The organism is Aquabacterium fontiphilum (assembly GCF_009909205.1).
Taxonomy (GTDB): domain Bacteria; phylum Pseudomonadota; class Gammaproteobacteria; order Burkholderiales; family Burkholderiaceae_C; genus Aquabacterium; species Aquabacterium fontiphilum.
Window position 1 is genome coordinate 132,996 of record NZ_JAAAPN010000012.1, and the last position, 16,842, is coordinate 149,837.

Sequence of the window (16,842 nt, forward strand, 5' to 3'; positions counted from 1 at the left end):
TCAGATTCCGAGGGCATTGGCGCATACCGCAAACAAGGCATCCAGCGCGATGATGCCCACGATCCCGGTCACCACGGCATGGGTGGTGGCCTGGCCCACCCCGGCCGCACTGCGTGGTGCGTGCAGGCCATGGTGGCATCCAGCGAGGGCAATCAACATGCCGAATGCGATGCACTTGCTGAAGCCCAGGCCCAGGTGGGCCAGACTCAGGGCGTCCAGACTGCGCTGCACGAACACGGCCGAAGGCAGATCAGCCAGCGCCGCACCGACGGCATAGCCTCCCGCCAACCCGGCCAGACAGGCAAAACCGTACAACAGCGGCAACATCACCACCATGGCGATGACCCGGGGCACGACCAGAAACGGCACCGGCCGCAGGCCGATGACCTCCAGTGCGTCGATTTCTTCGTTGGCCTGCATCGATGCCAGTTCGGCCGCAAACGCTGCGCCCGTGCGCCCGGCCATGACCACGGCCGTGATGACGGCAGCCATCTCGCGCGAGATGGCGATGGCCACGAGATCGGCCACATACATGCCCGCGCCGAAGCGCATGAGCTGGATGGCGCCCACGAACGCGATGATGGCGCCCACCAGCACGTTGACCACCAGCACAATGGGCAGCGCCTGCACGCTGGCGGCCATCAGCACGCGCAGCAGGTCGGCCCGGCGGAAGCGCCAGCCCGACCCGATGCCTTGCGCCAGTGCCAGCAAGGTGGCGCCCGTCAGCGCGATGGGGTGGTAGAAGAACCAACGGTTCATGACCCCAGAGTGTGCACCGGATCCAGATGCGATGACCCGATGTACAATGCGGGCTTTTCGGGGTGTAGCGCAGCCTGGTAGCGCATCTGCTTTGGGAGCAGAGGGTCGCGAGTTCGAATCCCGCCGCCCCGACCAAACAAGAAAGCCGACGGTTCGCCGTCGGCTTTTTTCATGGCCGGCTGAGTTGCTGCTGCAGGAAAGGCACCACGGCGGCGGCCACACCGTCCGGGTTGTCGGCAAATGGGAAGTGTCCGCTGTCTGGCAGCAAGGCCAGTTCGGCGCGGGGGAAAAAGCGCTTCTGCGCCTCGGCGAACTTCACAGGCAGGTAGGGGTCGGCTGCGCCCCACACGACCAGCGTGGGTGGGTTCAGCGGCGCCAGCATGCGGCCCACCATCTCGCTGCGCTGGCTCACATCGCCCGTGGCGCGATAGAGCTTGAGGATGGCGCGCTTGGTGCCGCTGTCCAGATCGTCGTACATGCGGTCCACAAAGGCGCGCGGCAACGGGCGGCGTTGCCCGATCGACAGCGCCCACCGAAAGCCGCTGCGCGTGGTCAGCATCTGCTGCAGCTCGCCCAGCACGGGCGTGCGCCAGATGCGCGCCATCAGGTGCCATTTGTAGCCAACCAACAGGCCAGTGTTGATCAACGTCAGGCTGGCCAGCCCCAGCGGGTTCATTGCGGCCCAGGCCAGGCCCCAGGGCCCCCCAAAGTCGTGCAACACCAGATGCGCCCGCACAACGCCCAGCTGTCGAAGGGCCTCACCCAGAAACGTCGCGCCGCCCTCGACCGAGTAGGGGTAGGCGGCTGGCTTGTCGGCATGGCCGAATCCCGGCATGTCCATGGCCAGCACCCGCCCGTGGGGCGCGAGCCGGCCCATCAGGTCGCGCCAGTCCTCGCCGGCGCCCGGGTTGCCGTGCACGAACACCACGGCCTCGGTCGCATGGGGGTGGGCGCCGCCTTCCAGGATCCGGGTGCGGATGCCGCAGGCCGTCAGGTGGCGTTCGTTCAAGGGCCAGGGCGTCTCGTTCATCAAGGGCTTTCGGTGTGGGGCTGGGCCAGCTCGTCGAGGATGGGGCATTCGGCCTGCTCGTCGCCGGGGCAGCAGCCAGCCAGCCGGCTGAGACTGTCGCGCATGGCCTGCATGTCGCGGATGCGCGCGTCCAGCGCGGCGATGTGGCGCGTGGCCAGCCGCTTGACCTGGGCGCTCGCGCGTCGTGGGTTCTGCCACAGCGTCAGCAGCCCCTGGATGTCGCCCGTGCCGAAACCGAGGTCGCGGGCGCTGCGGATGAAGCGCAGCGTCTGCAGGGCGTCGGCCGAGTAGCGCCGGTAGCCGCCCTCGCTGCGGGGCGGTGCGGGTAACAGGCCTAGCGCCTCGTAATGGCGGATCATCTTGGCCGAGACGCCCGTGAGTCGCACCGCTTCACCGATGAGCACCGGCTCAGGGCTGGACGACATAGCCTTCGTCCTGAATGGCCTGGACGACCGCTTCGCGTGGCAGTTGGGTGGCGATGCGCGCATGGCCTTGGGGCAACTGGATCTCTACCGTGGCAGACGGATCCTGCTGCTGCACCGCCTGCGTGACGGCCTTGACGCAATGCTGGCAGCTCATGCCGCTGATCTGGAGTTCGTGGGTCTGGGTGCTCATCATGGGCTCCGGTGGGTGAGGGTGGCGTGAGGATGAACCTTGCCATCATGTCAGAGTCAAGAACGCGCCCCTCGCTTGACTTTGACATGGTGTCAGACTTGACAGTGCGGGCACACTGTTCGCAAAGCAAGCCACCATGTCTGACCACGCTGCCCAGGCCCCTGTCAACGATCCGATTCAGCTCGCCATCCGCGGCATGACCTGCGCGGCCTGCGTGGGCCGTGTCGAGCGCGCATTACGCAAGCTGCCGGGCGTTGGGCAAGCCGACGTCAACTTCGCCACCGAGGTGGCCACCGTGCAGGCCGCGTCCGGGCAGGCCTTATCGACCGAGGTGCTGGTGAACGCGGTCGAGGTGGCCGGTTACGAAGCCCATGTCGTGCAGGCGGATGCCCCGATGGGCGAGCACGAGGGCGACGCACCCTGGCGGATCTGGCTGCCGGTGGCGCTGGGTTTGGCGGCGGCCATCCCGCTGATGCTGCCCATGCTGTGGGGCAACCACCATTTCTGGCCGGCCTGGTTCCAGTTTCTGCTGGCTACCCCGGTGCAGTTCATCCTGGGCGCGCGCTTCTATCGTGCCGGCTGGGCGGCCCTGCGCTCGGGCGCCGGCAACATGGACCAGCTGGTGGCCCTGGGCACCAGTGCAGCCTGGGCGCTGTCGGTTTGGCTGTGGTGGCGCCACCCGACCGATGCCCACCACGCGCCCGACCTGTACTTCGAGTCGTCCACGGTCGTGATTGCGCTCGTGCTGCTGGGCAAGGCGCTCGAGGCGCGGGCCAAGTACCAGACCACGGCCGCCATTCGCGCGCTGCAGGCCTTGCGGCCCGACGTTGTGCACCGACTGGGGCCTCAGGGCGAAGTCGATGTGCCCCTGGCGCTGGTGACCGCAGGCGACCGGCTGGTCGTGCGGCCGGGCGAGCGCGTGCCGGCCGATGGCGTGGTGGCAGAGGGGCGGACGCATGTGGATGAATCCCTGCTGACGGGCGAGCCGTTGCCGGTCAGCAAAGCCGAGGGCGACCGGCTGACCGGCGGCGCCATCAATGGCGAAGGGCGACTCGTGATGGCGGTCACCGCTGTGGGTGGCCAGACCATGCTGTCGCAGATCATCCGCCGAGTGGTCGATGCCCAGGCCAGCAAGGCGCCCATTCAACAACTGGTCGACCGGGTGTCGGCCGTGTTTGTGCCGGTGGTGCTGCTCGTGGCCGTGCTGGCCGGGCTGGGGGCGTGGGCATGGGGGCTGCCCACCGAGGCGGCAGTGATCCGCGCCGTGGCCGTGCTGGTCATTGCCTGCCCCTGCGCACTGGGCCTTGCCACCCCCGCGGCCATCATGGCCGGCACCGGGGCGGCCGCACGCCACGGCATCCTGATCAAGGACCCGCAGGCGCTCGAATTGACCCATCGCATCGCCGTGCTTGCCTTTGACAAGACGGGCACGCTGACTGAGGGGCGTCCCCGCGTGAGCCAGTGGCTGGTTGCGGCCAGTGCGGCGGCCGATGCACCCGGCTTGTTGGCCATCGCCGCGGGGCTGCAGCAAGGCAGCGAGCATCCGCTGGCGCGCGCGGTGTTGGCCGCCGCGCAGGACCAGGAGGTGGTACCGCAGCCATTGGGCGAGGTGCGGGCCGTGCCGGGCCGGGGCATCGAGGGCTTGGAGGCCAATGCACGCCGGTGGATGCTGGGCAGCACGCGCTGGCGCGACGAACTGGGTGCCTCGGCGCCCGAGGCCTTGCAAGAGGCTGCCAGCCGCTGGGCAGGCGAGGGCGCCAGCGTGTCGTGGCTGATGATGGCGTCTCCAAACGGGGCCGCGACCGTCCAAGCCGTGTTCGCGTTCGGCGATGCGGTCAAGCCGCACACCGTGGCCGCGGTGCGCGAACTGCACCGGCTGGGCGTGCGCACCGTGATGATTTCGGGCGACAACCGCGGGGCTGCCCAGGCCATCGGCGCCCAGGTCGGCATCGACGAGGTGATTGCCGAGGTGCTGCCAGGAGACAAGGCCGACCATGTGCACCGCCTGCAGCAGCCGACCGCCCCGGGCGCCCGCGCCACCGTGGTCGGCATGGTAGGCGACGGGCTCAATGACGCGCCGGCGCTGGCCGCTGCCGATGTGGGCCTGGCCATGGCCAACCCCGAAGGCGGCACCGATGTGGCGATGCAGGCCGCTGGCATCACGCTGATGCGCGGTGATCCGCTGCTGATTCCAGCGGCAATCGACATTTCGCGGCGCACCTCGCGCAAGATCCGGGAGAACCTGGTGTGGGCGTTTGGCTACAACGTGATCGGCATCCCCCTGGCAGCATTGGGCGGACTCAGCCCCCTGCTGGCCGGCGCCGCCATGGCGTTCAGCAGCGTCTGCGTGGTCACCAACGCGCTGTGGCTGTCAAGGTGGCGGCCGGCCGATGCCGGGGATCCCTGAGGCACTGACGGGGTGCCCTTGGCGTACACTCGGTCACAACGGCTGTCCATAGCTCAACCGGATAGAGCAACCGCCTTCTAAGCGGTAGGTTGGGGGTTCGATTCCCTCTGGACAGGCCAGGCCCGACCATTCACCTTCAGGGACCCCCGCGCCCATGTTCGCCTCACTCAAACGATGGATCCGCGCCGGTCGCGACAACGTCGACCAGGGCGATGTGCTGGCCGAGTGGGCCCGCTCGGAAGGCCACGCATTCAAGCGCGTGAAGGACAAAACCGGCGGGGGCTACGTGGTCGAAGCAAAAGAGGGCTGGCGCGTCGAATGGGGCGGCTCGCAACGCCCTTATGTGATCGGCAAGGAGTTGCGCTTCCGCTGTGACACAGGGCTGCCGGCCGATGTGCAGATGGTGATGCTCACGCGTGTGCTGGCCCAGACGCTCGAGACTGACGTCTTCAGCCGTTTCACCAACGCCATGCAGACGCAGATCGACAACACGCTGCCTGATGAAATGCGCTGGCTGGCGATGCATCCCAAAGTCAACCTGCAGCATTCGGCCGTGCTTGGCAAACGCTTTGTGCTGTTGTGCAACGCGGAGCCCATGGCCCGAAGCTGGCTGGAGCTGGGCATGCTGGCGGCCTTGGAAGAAGCCGCTTCGCACTGGTGGACGGACAGTCTGGTGTTCGTCGTGACGCTCAACCGCGGCATGCTGACAGCGCGCATGGCTGGCCAGCCCCTGCAGCAGACGCAACTGCGCCTGGTGGGGCAGCTGTTTGGCAAGATGGCCACGGCCGCTCGCACGCTGGCCAAGACCGTCGAGGCGGCCTGAGCCTGCCTGAGGCAGGCTTCCCCCATTGCCGCAGCAGCGGAGGTGACGGGTGCTCAGCTGGCTTGGCGTCGGCTCAAAAAGGCGTCCATGGCCTGTCCGGCCTCGGGCGACACCAGATTGCGCATGAACTGCGTGCGCTCGGCCTGCAAGTGGTCAGGCGAGACGGGCATCGCGTCATGGATCAGCTCTTTGAGACTGGCCAGCGCGCCAGCCGGCTGCGCGGCGAGACGGTCGGCCAGTGCGACGGCGTCGTGCAGGGCCTGGCCGGGTTCGCTGAGCTGCTGTACCAGACCGCATTGCGCCCAGAGACTGGCGTCATGTGTTTCTGCCAGCGCCAGCGCCGCGAAGGCCCGCCGCCTACCGAGCGCCTGCACCAGCGCTTGGCTGATGCCGCCGTCCGGACTCAGACCCACGCGCATGTACGACAGGCTGAAGCGGGCGTCGTTGGCGGCCACGATCAGGTCGCAGGCCAGCGCCAACGAGACGCCGCCGCCTGCCGCGTGACCCTCGACGGCGGCCACCACTGGTTTGGGAAATGCGCGCAGCGCCAGGATCCATTCGTGGAAGGCCTGAACTGCGTCTGACTGGCCTGCCAGATCATGTTGACGGTTGTGTCGCAGACGCTGCACATCGCCGCCCGAGCAGAAGTGGCCGCCCGCGCCGGTGATGACCACCGCCCGCACATCGGGGTTGGACTCCGCCATGTTCAGCGATTCGACGCCAGCCGCGTACACCTGGGTGGACAGCGCGTTGCGCGTGGCGGGCCCATTGAGGGTCATCACCAGGGTTTGTCCTAGGGTGTGTGTCAACAATTCGGTCGTCATCAGGCCATCCGTTTGAGTGTTCCGTCATGGCTGGCGGCCGGACGGCAAAGTGCTTCATGCTAGAGTGAAAAATCAGGCCTCATGATGCACCCATATGAATCAGTTTTTGCGGGTGTCGGCCGCTGCCTTTGTCGGGACGACGCTGATGTTGGCGTCGATGTCGTCTCATGCGCTGGGCTTCGGTCGACCCACCAGTCAAGCCATCCTGGGAGAGTCTCTGACGCTGACAGTACCCCTTCGCCTCGAGGCGGGCGAAGAGGTCAAGGATGAATGCGTCAGTGCAGAAGTGCTGTTCGGTGACGAGCGCGTGGCTGCGTCCGCCGTCAATGTGTCCCTGCTGTCCAGCGGCGCCGAGCGGCGCCTGCGTGTGACCACGTCCGCGCTGGTCAACGAGCCCATTGTTACCATCAACCTGAAAGCCGGTTGCGGCGCAAGCATCACGCGCAAGTTTGTGGTGCTGGCCGACCCGCCTGAGCTGAGCAGCCCCACCGTGGCGACCGCGCCGCGTGTGCCACTGTCACCTGAGCCGCCGCCGCGCATGCCCGCGCCGCGCAACGATGCGCCCGGCGCCGCGTCGGCCAACGCTGGTGCTGGTGCGGTGCCGCCTGTCCGCACGGCGCCCGCGCCCCGAGTGCCGCGGGCGGCCCCCGAGCGGCAACTGCCCCGTGCCGAAGATCTGGCGGCGTCGGGACAGCCTTCGCGTTCATCTCGCCAACGTCAGGCGGCTGTCGCGCCGGCCGAGCAGCCTCGTCTGCTGCTGGATCCCGCCAGTATCGATGCCCTGGTGGTGCCCGATCTGCGCATCAGCACCATGATGCCGGGTGCCGCTGCGGCCGAGACCGACAGCCCCGAGGTGTTGGCCCGGCGTCAGGCAGCTGCCGCCCTGTGGCGTGCCATGAACGCCTCGCCCGACCAGGTGGCGCGCGATCAGCAACGTGTGCAGGAACTGGAGCAACGCCTGGCGCAGCTCAACCAGGAAAGTGACCGCGCGCGCGAATCGGTCGCAGCCATGCAAGAACGCGTGCGTGCCATGGAATCGAGCCGCGCCGGCAACGTCTGGATGTATGTGCTGGCGGCGGTCGCACTGGCCGCCGTGGCGGCGGCGGTCTACCTCTATCTGCAGCTGCGCCGTCAGAGCGCCAACCGCGACGCCTGGTGGCAGTCGCAGGTCGATGAACTGCAGGCCGACGCCAGCGCCGATGCCCCGGACGCGGACCCTGGCCAGCGCACTGCAGCCGACTTCGTGCACCGCACGGGCCCCGTGCCCATGCCTGAGCCCGACAGCCACGCTGACAACGCGCCCACGGCTGAGTCACCTCAGCCGGCCGAGCCGGTGAGCCCGGTTCCCGCGCCCGCCGCACCTGGTGTACAGGCCGAGCCAGAGGCGCCCCCCATGCGACCGGCGGCGGCTGGCGCACAAGCCGCACCCGCACCGGTCGCGCAGGATGTGCACCGCGCCGTCTCGGTGGAGGAACTGATCGATCTCGAACAGCAGGCTGACTTCTTCGTGGTGTTGGGCCAGGACGATGCTGCCATCGACCTGCTCGAAAGCCACATCGAGATGAACCCGGCGGCCAGCCCCTTGCCCTTCCTCAAGCTGCTGGAGATTTACCAACGCCTGGGCAAGCGTGGCGATTATGAGCGTGTGCAAGCTGCCTTCAACGCGCGCTTCAACGCTTACGCGCCCGCTTGGGAGGCCGATCTGCAGCAGGGGCACACGCTGGAAGACTATCCCGGCGTGGTCGATCGTCTGCAGACCCTGTGGGCGGCACCGGTGCGCGCCATGGAGGTCTTGGAGAAGTCGCTGACGCGGCCGGATCAGGATGTCGAAACCTTTGATCTGCCCGCTTACCGCGAGTTGCTGTTCCTCTATGCCGTGGCGCGCGACTTGGCAGAGAAGGAATCGCACCAGCAGCCGGTTGACCTGCTGTTGCCGGTGGACGGCCACACGGGGCTGCCGGTGGTGGCGGTCGACGAGTCATCGCCGGACGAGGCGCCAGTCGAACCCCTGATGGCCACGCGTCCCATCAAGGCGCAGCCTGAGGCCCGCCCGGATTTCACCCTCGATCTGCAACTTGACGACCTGCCGGCATCTTCTTCGCTGGCGGCGGGTACCGCGTTCACGACGACGGGCGTGGCCGATGCCAGTGACCATGAGCACATCGACCTGCCAGATGTGGGGCCCGGCCGCGATAAGGTCTGAGTCGATCGGCTTGGTGAGCTCAGAGACCGTAGTCGCCGTTGTCGGCCACCTGGCCGGCCGGCGTCTTGAGCGCTTGAAGAATGGCGTCGCGGCTGAGTCGGTCTGACACCAGCTCGGCAAAGCTCAGCACGAACTGGCGCAGGTAGGCGCCGCGCTTGAACGCGATGCGCGCCAGGTTGGGGCCGAACAGGTGGCCAGCAGGCCGCCATACCAGTTCGGCTTCCGGATGGCCCATTTGCGGGTCTTCGCGCACAGCCATCTCGGCGACCAGCCCGATGCCCAGACCCAGGCGGGTGTAGGTCTTGATCACGTCGGCGTCAATCGCCTCCAGGACCACATTGGGCGTCAGCCCGCGCTGCGCAAAGGCCAGGTCGATGCGCTTGCGCCCGGTGAATGAGGGGTGATACGAGATCAGCGGCTCGCTGGCCAGTTGCTCCAGCGTCAGCCGCGGCACACTGGCCAGCGGATGGGCCGCAGGCATGACCACCACGTGCTGCCACTCGTAGCAGGGCAGGGTGATCAGTTCGGGAAAATCGCTCAACGATTCCGTCGCCAATCCGATGTCGGCCACCTCGTCGAGCACCATGCGGGCCACCTGCTCCGGCGTGCCCTGGTGCAGGCTCACGGCCACCTTGGGGTAGCGCTTGCGCAGCGCAGCCACCGGCGCAGGCAGCACGTAGCGCGCCTGCGTGTGCGTGGTGGCGATGGACAGCGTGCCGGCGTCCTGCTTGGCGTATTCCTCGCCGATGCGTTTGAGGTTGCCCAGCTCGCGCAGGATGATGTCGATGGACTGCAGCACATGCTGCCCGGGCTCGGTGATCTGCTTGAGGCGCTTGCCGTGGCGCACGAAGATGTCCACGCCCAGTTCTTCTTCCAGCTCCAGAATGGCCTTGGAGATGCCCGGCTGCGATGTGTGCAACGCCTTGGCGGTCTCGGTCAGGTTGAGGTTGCGCCGGGCAGCCTCGTGCACGAATCGGAACTGGTGCAGGTTCATGGCGGGCGTTCAGGAAGTCGTGGGGGCCGGGCCGGTCGCAAGCTGCCATGCCGAGTCAGCCAGGGCCTGGATGAGCAGGTCGGTTTCGCCCACGGCGGGACTCAGTCGCCACGTCACGCCCGGGTGCGCGCTGGCGAGTTCATCCATGAGCCGGGGCAGATCCTTGCGGACGTGGCCGCCCGCGCCCAGAAACAGTGGCACGACGGTCACCTGCGTGCATCCGGCGGTCGCCAGCTCGTGGCCGGCGGCGAGGATGTCGGGGCTCATGAACTCCAGGAAGGCCAGGCGCACGGTGGCGCCCTGTGCCTCGGCGCGCTGGCGCATCGCATCGCGCGCGCGCTCAAAGGGCTGAGCCCAGGCAGGATCGCGTGCGCCGTGCGCGAACAGGAGGATGCCGTGTGCAGGGTGGGTCATGGATCAGCGGTATCGGACGAGCCAGGCAAATGCGCCCAGCGACAACAGCAGGTACAGCAGGCTGGGCACGGTCGTGGCCAGCCAGGGCTGCCACTGGTGCAGCAGGCCCAAGTGGCTGGCGATGTGATTGACAAGCACGAAACTGATGCCCAGCACGATGCCGCCGAAGATCTTCAGGCTCATGCCGCCGCTGCGGGCATGCAGATAGGCAAATGGCAGCGACAGGCCCACCATGACCAGGCACACCAGCGGGTAAAGCGACTTCTGCCAGAAGGCCATCTCGTACTTCTGCGCCGCTTGCGCATTGAGCGACAGGTGGTTGGCGTAACGTCGCAGATCCCAGGCCGACATGGTGTCGGGCGGTAACACCGAGGCCGATACAACCAACGGCGTCAGGCTGCTGGCCCAGTCCAACTGCGGGAGCTTCATGTCCTCCACCAACTGCGTGCCCAGCGGCTGACTCAGGTCCGTGGCTGCCATGGTCACGTCGTTGCGCCAGCGGGTGTCACGCACGCCCTGCAGTTGCCAGACCGACCCTGCCGTGCCGCCACTGCCTGCCGCCCGCACATGGGCCGAGTCGGCGGTCAGCCGGCGCAGCAGCCGCCCGTTCTGGTCGAACTCATAGATGCGCACGCGTTCGAAGGTGCCGTGGCTGCTGGCTGAACCGACGTTGACGGTGACGACCCGTCGCTGGCCACCCGCATCGACACGCTGCTCACGCAGCCAGGTGCCGCCGTCGCCCAGCTTCAGCCCGGGGTTGCGGCTGAACTGGGCACGGTGGGTGGCCAGCTCTGCCTCGGCCAATGGCACCAGCCAGTTGCCCGCCAACGCGCCCAGCATGGCGGCCGACACACCGAGCCCGCCCAGCAGCATCAGCGCCCGGCCGGGGCCCAGTCCGCCGGTGCGCAGGATGGTGAACTCCGATGTCTGGGCCATGCGCGCCAGCGCCAGGATCGCGCCGATCAGCAGTGCGATCGGAAACAGGTTGTAGAAGTGGCCGCCCTGCATCAGCAGACAGGTCCAGACCACATCCAGCACCGTATAGCCGCGTCGGCCAATGTGTTTGGCCTGGTCGACGAAATCGATGAAGAAAAAGAGTGCGAGGAAGGCCAGCGTCACCAAGGCCACATGGCGGATGACAGTGGTGTAGACCAGCTTGCGGACGGTCTTCATGCCGCGTGCCCCCGGTGCCAAGGCCAGCGCAGATGGGGGCCGTCCCTGAGGCGGATCAGTGCCAGCAAGGCCAGACTCACCCCGCCATGCAGCAGGGCCATGCTGCTCCACAACTCCAGTCGACCCTTGGCGACCGCACCCTGATGCAGGTTGAGCACGTTGAAATACACCACGAACAGCAGCAAGGCGGCCAGCAGGTTCCAGCTGCTGTGGCGTCGGGTGTTGCCCGAAGCCAGCAACAGGCCAGCCAGCACCAGGTTGAACGCCGCCCAGATGAAGCCACCGCGCCAGACGAGTTCGCCCTTGGCCTCGGCGCGGGCGTCAAGCATCAACGCGGGCGTGCTCATGCTGCGCACGTCCATGACCTCTTCGGGTGGCGGAGGCGTTTCCCCCACGAGCACCCGGGCGGTCTGGAAGCGCGCGTGCGTCATCAGGCCAGTGGCCAGATCCGTCTGCGTGCGCTCCCCCTGGCTGAGTACCAGGTAGCGGTAGGGGCCGTCGAGCATCAGATTGCCCTCGCGGGCGGTGATGACCGATTCGCTGCGCTCGTCGCTCAGCACCATGAACACGTTGCGGCCGCGTTCCTGCCCCTCGCTGTGGCTGTCGATGAAGAAGACGCGCTGCCCGTCGGCCGAACTCTGAAACTGCCCTGGCGCTACACGGGCCATGTCCGAGCGCTTCTCGTGGCGGTGCTTGAGCAACTCCGTCTGGCTGGCGGCCCAGGGCTTGGCTACGAGCGAACACAGGGCCACCACGGCCAGCACAGGCCAGGCCATGCGCAGCAAAGGCCGCAGGAAATCGCGCTGGCGCAGGCCGCTGGCCTGCCAGACCACCATCTCGCTGTCCCGCCACATGCGGCTGAGCACGGTGACGATCGCCACAAACAGCGACAGGCCGATCAGCACGGGCAGCTGACCAATGACCGCGTAGCTGAGGATCAGGCTCACATCGGCGGGCGCAAACGAGCCCTTGGTGGCCTGCCCGAGTACCCGGATCAGCACCATGGTCAAGACCACCGTCAGCACGATGACCAGGGTGCCCACAAAGCTGCGCCACAGTTCTCGACGAAGGGAGGAATCGAATAACATTGGTTGCACGTGTTCAACCTGTCCATTATGGACGTTCGCTGAATGGACCACCGTTTCGTTGCGGCCGCGGGGCCCGCCATCTCCGGCGTCAATGCCGATGCCCTCATTGTTGTGCTGACGCCCGAGCTGGCCACCTGTGGCGATGCAGCGGTTGACGCCGCTGTCGCCGAGGCCATTGCCCACGGCGACCTGGTCCTCAAGGCCGGGCGGGCTGTTTCGCTCCACCGTGTGCTGGGCAAGGGCAGGCCCAAGCTGGTCGTGGCGGTCGCCAGTCAGACATCGCCCAAGGCCTTCAAGGCGGCCATCGGAAAGGCGCTGGCACTGATCAAGGACACGCAGGTCGCGCACGTGGCCGTGGCGGCCGGCCAGGGTTGGACGCTGGATGCCGGCCATGCGCGCGCCATCGTGCAGGTGGCGGACGAGGCCACCTACGTCTACCGCGAAACCAAGCCCTCCGCTCCTGCTGCAGGCGCACTGCGCAAATGCACGCTGGTTGGGCACGCCCAGGAGGGCGCTGACCTGCCGGCCGCGCTCAAGCGGGCTCAGGGTCAGATGGCCGGCGTGGCCGTCGCGCGCGAACTGGCCAACCTGCCGGGCAACCATTGCACCCCCACCCATCTGGCCGACGAGGCCCGGCGCCTGGCACGGCAGCACAAAGTGATCCGCACCGAGGTGCTGGACCGCCCGGCCCTCGAAAAGCTGGGCATGGGCTCCTTCCTGTCCGTCACGGCAGGCTCGGCCCAGCCGCCGCGCTTCATCGTGATGCGTTATGAGGGTGGCCCCTCCGGTCAGGCACCGGTGGTGCTGGTCGGCAAGGGCATCACCTTTGACACTGGCGGCATTTCGCTCAAGCCCGGTGCGGGCATGGACGAGATGAAGTTCGACATGGGCGGAGCCGCCAGCGTGCTGGGCACCTTCCGCGCCCTGGCCGAACTCAAGCCTCGCCTCAATGTGATCGGCCTGATCCCCACCTGCGAAAACATGCCCAGCGGCACCGCCACCAAGCCGGGCGATGTGGTCACCAGCATGTCGGGGCAAACGATCGAGATCCTCAACACGGATGCCGAAGGCCGCCTCATCCTGTGCGATGCGCTCACGTATGCCGAGCGCTTCAAGCCGGCCGTGGTGGTCGACATCGCCACGCTGACCGGCGCCTGCGTGATCGCGCTGGGCAACATGCACAGCGGCCTGTTCTCGCGCGACGACGAACTGGCCGATGCGCTGCTGCAGGCCGGCCTGGAGTCGGGTGACACGGCCTGGCGCATGCCACTGGACGAGGAGTACGCCGATGCGCTGAAGAGCAACTTTGCCGACATCGCCAACGTGGGCGGGCGCGAAGGCGGCTCGATCACGGCGGCCTGCTTCCTGGCGAAGTTCACCGATGCCTACCGCTGGGCCCACCTCGACATTGCCGGCACGGCGTGGAAGTCGGGCGCGGCCAAGGGCGGCACCGGTCGGCCGGTGTTGCTGTTGACCCAGTTCCTGCTGAACCAGGCAGCCATGGGCAAGCAGGCGCTGGCGCCCAAGGCTGCGAAGCCCACGAAGCCCGCAAAGGCTGAGACGGTCGTGAAGCAGACCAAGCCCGTCAAGCCCGTCAAGTCCGCCAAGGCCCCGAAGGGTGCCAGTGGCCGCAACGTTGCGGGCCCGGCTGCGCGCAAGACCGTGAACAAGGTTTGATGCCATGCAGCCTGGCACCGTCGAGTTTCACCATGGCATGAGCGACAAGCTGGCCTATGCCCAGCGGCTGGTCAGAAAGGCCTACCGCGCTGGCGCTCGCCTGGTGGTGACCGGCGAGGCGCTGACCCTGCGCACGCTCGACCAGCAGCTGTGGGTGGCCGACGAGCAGGATTTCATTCCGCACGTGCTCGATGCGGGCAACGGCTTGCCGCCGCGGCTGCAGACCACACCCATCTGGCTGACCACCACGCCGGATCGTGTGCCGGAAGGTCACACCGTGCTGGTGAACCTCGGTGATGCTGTGCCCGACGGGCTGGCCGGGTTCCATCGGCTGTTCGAAATCGTCACCCACGACCCGTCGGACCGACAGCTCGGGCGCCAGCGTTGGAAGGCCTACCAAGCCATGGGCTGGGACGTTCGGCCTCATGAGGTGACTGCATGACCGGCGGCCCGTTGCCTTCTCGCCCGCGGCCGGCCCATGTGCCGGTGCTGACCGAGGTGATCGACCTGCCGGGCGCGTCGCCCGTGGTGGCCCCCGCGGCCGTCGTCACTCCGACGCCCGAACTGACGGCGCCATTGGTGCCGCCCGTGCCGCCTACGACCACTCCCGCCGTGCCATCTGAAGCGCAGATCACGCAGCGCGTGATGCAGGATGTTCAGCGCCAGGTGGACGGCATGCTTGAGTTCCGCCTGCGCGAGGCGATGGCGCCCGTGCTTGCCCGTCATACCGATGCCCTGGTGCAGGAATTGCGGCAGGAACTGAGCCGCACGCTGCGCGATGTGGTCGCTCGCGCGGTCGCGCAGGAAATGGCCCGGCTGCGCCAGCGATGACGGGACGCGGCGCCCCATCTTGCAGCCCCTTGTTCAACGATTCAGGAAAGGTTGACCCATGAAGTTTGCTCCGTCTCTCGCGCGCCATGCCTTGTGGCTCGGTGCGGCCTTGGCTGCTGTGGCTGCGCATGCGCAGACCGTCGTCCGCATCGGGCACGTGGGCCCTGTGTCCGGCCCCCAGGCGCACTATGGTCGAGACAACGAGAACGGCGCACGGCTGGCCATCGAGGAGCTCAACGCCCAGGGGGTGACCATCGGCGGGCAGAAGGTGCGCTTCGAACTGGTGGCCGAAGATGACGCAGCCGATCCGAAGCAGGGCACCGCTGCAGCTCAGAAGCTGTGCGATGCCAGGGTCAATGGCGTGGTGGGCCATCTGAACTCGGGTACCACCATTCCCGCTGCGCGCGTGTACAACCAGTGCGGCCTGCCCATGGTCTCACCGTCGGCCACCAACCCACAGCTGACGCAACTGGGCTACAGCAACGTCTACCGCCTGCTGGCCAATGACAACGCCCTCGGTGCGGGGCTGGCGCGCTACGCGGCCGAGACGCTGAAGATCAAGCGCGTGGCCATCATTGACGACCGCACGGCCTACGGCAAGGGCGTGGCAGAGGTGTTCACCCGCACGGCCAAGGAGCTGGGGCTGGAGGTGGTGAGCCAGCAATACACCAATGACAAGGCGGTGGACTTTTCGGCCATTCTCACCTCCATCAAGAGCCGCAAGCCTGAAGGCATCTTCTTCGGCGGCATGGACCCGCAGGCTGGCCCCATGCTGCGCCAGATGCAGCAGCTCGGCCTGAACAAGGTGTATCTGTTCGGCGGCGATGGCATTTGTACCGACAAGCTGGTTGAACTGGCCAGCGGCGCCCGCACACTGGCCAACGTGGTGTGCGCCGTAGGCGGCGCCTCGCTGGACAAGCTGCCCAACGGCAAGGCGTGGCGCGCGCGCTATGACAGCCGCTTCCCCAAGCAGTTCCAGGTGTATTCGCCTTACACCTATGACGCCACCATGGTGCTCGTGGACGCGATGAAGCGAGCCAACTCTGTCGATCCCAAGGTCTACGGTCCGAAGCTCAAGGAAACGCAATATCAGGGCATCACGGCCAAGGTAGCGTTTGAGCCCAACGGCGAACTGCGCAACCCGGCCATGACGTTGTACGCCTACAAGGATGGCAAGAAGACCCCGCTGAACTGACCCGAAATCGGGCTACAATCGCAGGCTCCACGGAGAGGTGGATGAGTGGTTTAAGTCGCACGCCTGGAAAGCGTGTGTAGGTTAATAGCCTACCGCGGGTTCGAATCCCGCCCTCTCCGCCAGTATTCGGCAGACCCCGAAATTCCAATGTCCACAAGGACTTACGGATTCGGGGTTTTGTCTTTTTCCCCCACGCTTTTCCCCCACGCTGTCTTCGGTCAGGCTAATGGGGCGGCTATGCAATGTCGTTGCATCTTCCTCGGCTGCTGTCCCTGGGGAGGTCTTTGGGGGCACACTTCTGGCAAACAAAACCACTTGTCAGGGTGTTCTATGCCTGGGTTGTATGCCCTTAGCTGTCTCCTTCTCGCTGTGGCTGCCCTGCAGTTCCACAAGACCCCCGCCCATCTGGTGCCTACTGCTCTGAGCCTTGTGGGGAGTGCTGCTTCCCTGTCTCTCCTTGGGATGTGGATTGCGGGCTTCTTCATAGCCTCCTGGTGGGCTCCCTTGGTGATGTTCGTGGCGGGTCCTTTGCTGTACTCCTTCATCCCCATGCGCGTCAGGCAGACCGAGTGGCCTTTGCTCATCCTGGGCGGGGCCTTGGGTGGTCTTGGGGCCGCCGTAGCCCTGTTGGTCTGACCTCGAAAAAGACAGGTGCGCCGGGGGGCACGCCTGCAAGCCTGGGCCGCCCTGGGGCGTGCACGCGCCGCCGTGGTTAATCGTACGAGAGGCCCGATGAACACTGGCGTCTCTCGCTTTTCTGTTGACTGTAGGTGTCCAATTTGGACACCCCAGGTGGGCCTGGGCTTGCT

16 protein-coding genes and 3 tRNA genes are annotated in these 16,842 nt (G+C 66.9%); 10 read left to right on the top strand and 9 right to left on the bottom strand.

Translation table 11 applies throughout. The features are described from left to right. Window positions 1–759 carry an MlaE family ABC transporter permease gene (locus tag GTZ97_RS14415; protein WP_161651342.1) on the bottom strand — a complete coding sequence of 253 codons (759 nt, stop codon included), beginning with the start codon at window positions 757–759 and terminating at the stop codon, window positions 1–3. 58 nt (window positions 760–817) lie between these two features. On the opposite strand from GTZ97_RS14415, the gene GTZ97_RS14420 reads away from it, so the two are divergent. Continuing rightward, a tRNA-Pro gene (locus tag GTZ97_RS14420) sits at window positions 818–894 on the top strand. Window positions 895–928: 34 nt separating this feature from the next. On the opposite strand, the gene GTZ97_RS14425 is transcribed toward GTZ97_RS14420, so the two are convergent. From GTZ97_RS14425 to GTZ97_RS14435, 3 genes are read right to left on the bottom strand one after another with little or no spacing between them, the layout of a single operon-like run. Further along, the gene (locus GTZ97_RS14425; protein WP_161651343.1) at window positions 929–1,789 is read right to left on the bottom strand and encodes an alpha/beta fold hydrolase; all 861 of its coding nucleotides are present in this window, start codon (window positions 1,787–1,789) and stop codon (window positions 929–931) included. Beyond that, a complete protein-coding gene (cueR, locus tag GTZ97_RS14430) occupies window positions 1,789–2,214 on the bottom strand; it encodes a Cu(I)-responsive transcriptional regulator (protein WP_201748302.1) in 426 nt (141 codons plus the stop codon). The genes GTZ97_RS14425 and cueR overlap by 1 nt, the downstream gene beginning before the upstream one ends. Beyond that, window positions 2,198–2,404: a heavy-metal-associated domain-containing protein gene (locus GTZ97_RS14435; protein ID WP_161651344.1), complete on the bottom strand. Its 207-nt coding sequence runs from the start codon at window positions 2,402–2,404 to the stop codon at window positions 2,198–2,200. The genes cueR and GTZ97_RS14435 overlap by 17 nt, the downstream gene beginning before the upstream one ends. Before the next feature lie 136 nt (window positions 2,405–2,540). Here GTZ97_RS14435 and GTZ97_RS14440 point away from each other — a divergent pair, with 136 nt between their 5' ends. From GTZ97_RS14440 to GTZ97_RS14450, 3 genes are all read left to right on the top strand, one after another. Further along, window positions 2,541–4,811, top strand: a complete 2,271-nt coding sequence (locus GTZ97_RS14440; protein WP_236651230.1) for a heavy metal translocating P-type ATPase — start codon at window positions 2,541–2,543, stop codon at window positions 4,809–4,811. 42 nt (window positions 4,812–4,853) lie between these two features. Further along, window positions 4,854–4,930, top strand: a tRNA-Arg gene (locus GTZ97_RS14445). A 35-nt stretch (window positions 4,931–4,965) separates the two neighbouring features. Then, a complete protein-coding gene (locus GTZ97_RS14450; RefSeq protein WP_161651345.1) occupies window positions 4,966–5,634 on the top strand; it encodes a hypothetical protein in 669 nt (222 codons plus the stop codon). Window positions 5,635–5,687: 53 nt separating this feature from the next. Here GTZ97_RS14450 and GTZ97_RS14455 read toward each other — a convergent pair whose 3' ends face one another. Continuing rightward, window positions 5,688–6,458 (bottom strand): oxepin-CoA hydrolase, alternative type, encoded by a 771-nt coding sequence (locus tag GTZ97_RS14455; protein ID WP_161651346.1) that lies wholly within the window; start codon window positions 6,456–6,458, stop codon window positions 5,688–5,690. A 94-nt stretch (window positions 6,459–6,552) separates the two neighbouring features. Here GTZ97_RS14455 and GTZ97_RS14460 point away from each other — a divergent pair, with 94 nt between their 5' ends. After that, entirely contained in the window at window positions 6,553–8,661 is a 2,109-nt protein-coding gene (locus GTZ97_RS14460) for a hypothetical protein (RefSeq protein WP_161651347.1), read from the top strand. A gap of 19 nt (window positions 8,662–8,680) precedes the next feature. On the opposite strand, the gene GTZ97_RS14465 is transcribed toward GTZ97_RS14460, so the two are convergent. The 4 genes from GTZ97_RS14465 to lptF are packed head-to-tail and all read right to left on the bottom strand — an operon-like array spanning window position 8,681 to window position 12,330. Further along, window positions 8,681–9,655 carry a CysB family HTH-type transcriptional regulator gene (locus GTZ97_RS14465; protein ID WP_161651348.1) on the bottom strand — a complete coding sequence of 325 codons (975 nt, stop codon included), beginning with the start codon at window positions 9,653–9,655 and terminating at the stop codon, window positions 8,681–8,683. 9 nt (window positions 9,656–9,664) lie between these two features. Further along, a complete protein-coding gene (locus GTZ97_RS14470; RefSeq protein ID WP_161651349.1) occupies window positions 9,665–10,069 on the bottom strand; it encodes a sirohydrochlorin chelatase in 405 nt (134 codons plus the stop codon). 3 nt (window positions 10,070–10,072) lie between these two features. Then, the gene (lptG, locus tag GTZ97_RS14475; protein ID WP_161651350.1) at window positions 10,073–11,242 is read right to left on the bottom strand and encodes an LPS export ABC transporter permease LptG; all 1,170 of its coding nucleotides are present in this window, start codon (window positions 11,240–11,242) and stop codon (window positions 10,073–10,075) included. Continuing rightward, window positions 11,239–12,330 carry an LPS export ABC transporter permease LptF gene (gene lptF / locus GTZ97_RS14480; RefSeq protein ID WP_161651351.1) on the bottom strand — a complete coding sequence of 364 codons (1,092 nt, stop codon included), beginning with the start codon at window positions 12,328–12,330 and terminating at the stop codon, window positions 11,239–11,241. Before lptF ends, lptG begins: the two co-directional genes overlap by 4 nt. A gap of 42 nt (window positions 12,331–12,372) precedes the next feature. Here lptF and GTZ97_RS14485 point away from each other — a divergent pair, with 42 nt between their 5' ends. The 5 genes from GTZ97_RS14485 to GTZ97_RS14505 all read left to right on the top strand — a co-directional run bounded on the left by GTZ97_RS14485 (window position 12,373) and on the right by GTZ97_RS14505 (window position 16,155). Then, window positions 12,373–14,007 carry a leucyl aminopeptidase gene (locus GTZ97_RS14485; protein ID WP_161651352.1) on the top strand — a complete coding sequence of 545 codons (1,635 nt, stop codon included), beginning with the start codon at window positions 12,373–12,375 and terminating at the stop codon, window positions 14,005–14,007. A gap of 4 nt (window positions 14,008–14,011) precedes the next feature. Further along, window positions 14,012–14,449: a DNA polymerase III subunit chi gene (locus tag GTZ97_RS14490; protein ID WP_161651353.1), complete on the top strand. Its 438-nt coding sequence runs from the start codon at window positions 14,012–14,014 to the stop codon at window positions 14,447–14,449. After that, on the top strand, window positions 14,446–14,838 hold the full coding sequence (locus GTZ97_RS14495) for a hypothetical protein (protein WP_161651354.1): 393 nt from the start codon (window positions 14,446–14,448) through the stop codon (window positions 14,836–14,838). The genes GTZ97_RS14490 and GTZ97_RS14495 overlap by 4 nt, the downstream gene beginning before the upstream one ends. A gap of 58 nt (window positions 14,839–14,896) precedes the next feature. Further along, entirely contained in the window at window positions 14,897–16,033 is a 1,137-nt protein-coding gene (locus GTZ97_RS14500) for a branched-chain amino acid ABC transporter substrate-binding protein (RefSeq protein ID WP_161651355.1), read from the top strand. Between the two features lie 31 nt (window positions 16,034–16,064). Beyond that, window positions 16,065–16,155: transfer RNA gene (locus tag GTZ97_RS14505), tRNA-Ser, on the top strand. Window positions 16,156–16,842: the final 687 nt, after the last annotated feature.

What these genes read in the sequence shown, in the direction of transcription:
- GTZ97_RS14415 (WP_161651342.1), bottom strand. Translation starts at nt 759, where the DNA reads ATGAACCGTTGGTTCTTCTACCACCCCATCGCGCTGACGGGCGCCACC.
- GTZ97_RS14425 (WP_161651343.1), bottom strand. Translation starts at nt 1,789, where the DNA reads ATGAACGAGACGCCCTGGCCCTTGAACGAACGCCACCTGACGGCCTGC.
- cueR (WP_201748302.1), bottom strand. Translation starts at nt 2,214, where the DNA reads ATGTCGTCCAGCCCTGAGCCGGTGCTCATCGGTGAAGCGGTGCGACTC.
- GTZ97_RS14435 (WP_161651344.1), bottom strand. Translation starts at nt 2,404, where the DNA reads ATGAGCACCCAGACCCACGAACTCCAGATCAGCGGCATGAGCTGCCAG.
- GTZ97_RS14440 (WP_236651230.1), top strand. Translation starts at nt 2,541, where the DNA reads ATGTCTGACCACGCTGCCCAGGCCCCTGTCAACGATCCGATTCAGCTC.
- GTZ97_RS14450 (WP_161651345.1), top strand. Translation starts at nt 4,966, where the DNA reads ATGTTCGCCTCACTCAAACGATGGATCCGCGCCGGTCGCGACAACGTC.
- GTZ97_RS14455 (WP_161651346.1), bottom strand. Translation starts at nt 6,458, where the DNA reads ATGACGACCGAATTGTTGACACACACCCTAGGACAAACCCTGGTGATG.
- GTZ97_RS14460 (WP_161651347.1), top strand. Translation starts at nt 6,553, where the DNA reads ATGAATCAGTTTTTGCGGGTGTCGGCCGCTGCCTTTGTCGGGACGACG.
- GTZ97_RS14465 (WP_161651348.1), bottom strand. Translation starts at nt 9,655, where the DNA reads ATGAACCTGCACCAGTTCCGATTCGTGCACGAGGCTGCCCGGCGCAAC.
- GTZ97_RS14470 (WP_161651349.1), bottom strand. Translation starts at nt 10,069, where the DNA reads ATGACCCACCCTGCACACGGCATCCTCCTGTTCGCGCACGGCGCACGC.
- lptG (WP_161651350.1), bottom strand. Translation starts at nt 11,242, where the DNA reads ATGAAGACCGTCCGCAAGCTGGTCTACACCACTGTCATCCGCCATGTG.
- lptF (WP_161651351.1), bottom strand. Translation starts at nt 12,330, where the DNA reads ATGTTATTCGATTCCTCCCTTCGTCGAGAACTGTGGCGCAGCTTTGTG.
- GTZ97_RS14485 (WP_161651352.1), top strand. Translation starts at nt 12,373, where the DNA reads ATGGACCACCGTTTCGTTGCGGCCGCGGGGCCCGCCATCTCCGGCGTC.
- GTZ97_RS14490 (WP_161651353.1), top strand. Translation starts at nt 14,012, where the DNA reads ATGCAGCCTGGCACCGTCGAGTTTCACCATGGCATGAGCGACAAGCTG.
- GTZ97_RS14495 (WP_161651354.1), top strand. Translation starts at nt 14,446, where the DNA reads ATGACCGGCGGCCCGTTGCCTTCTCGCCCGCGGCCGGCCCATGTGCCG.
- GTZ97_RS14500 (WP_161651355.1), top strand. Translation starts at nt 14,897, where the DNA reads ATGAAGTTTGCTCCGTCTCTCGCGCGCCATGCCTTGTGGCTCGGTGCG.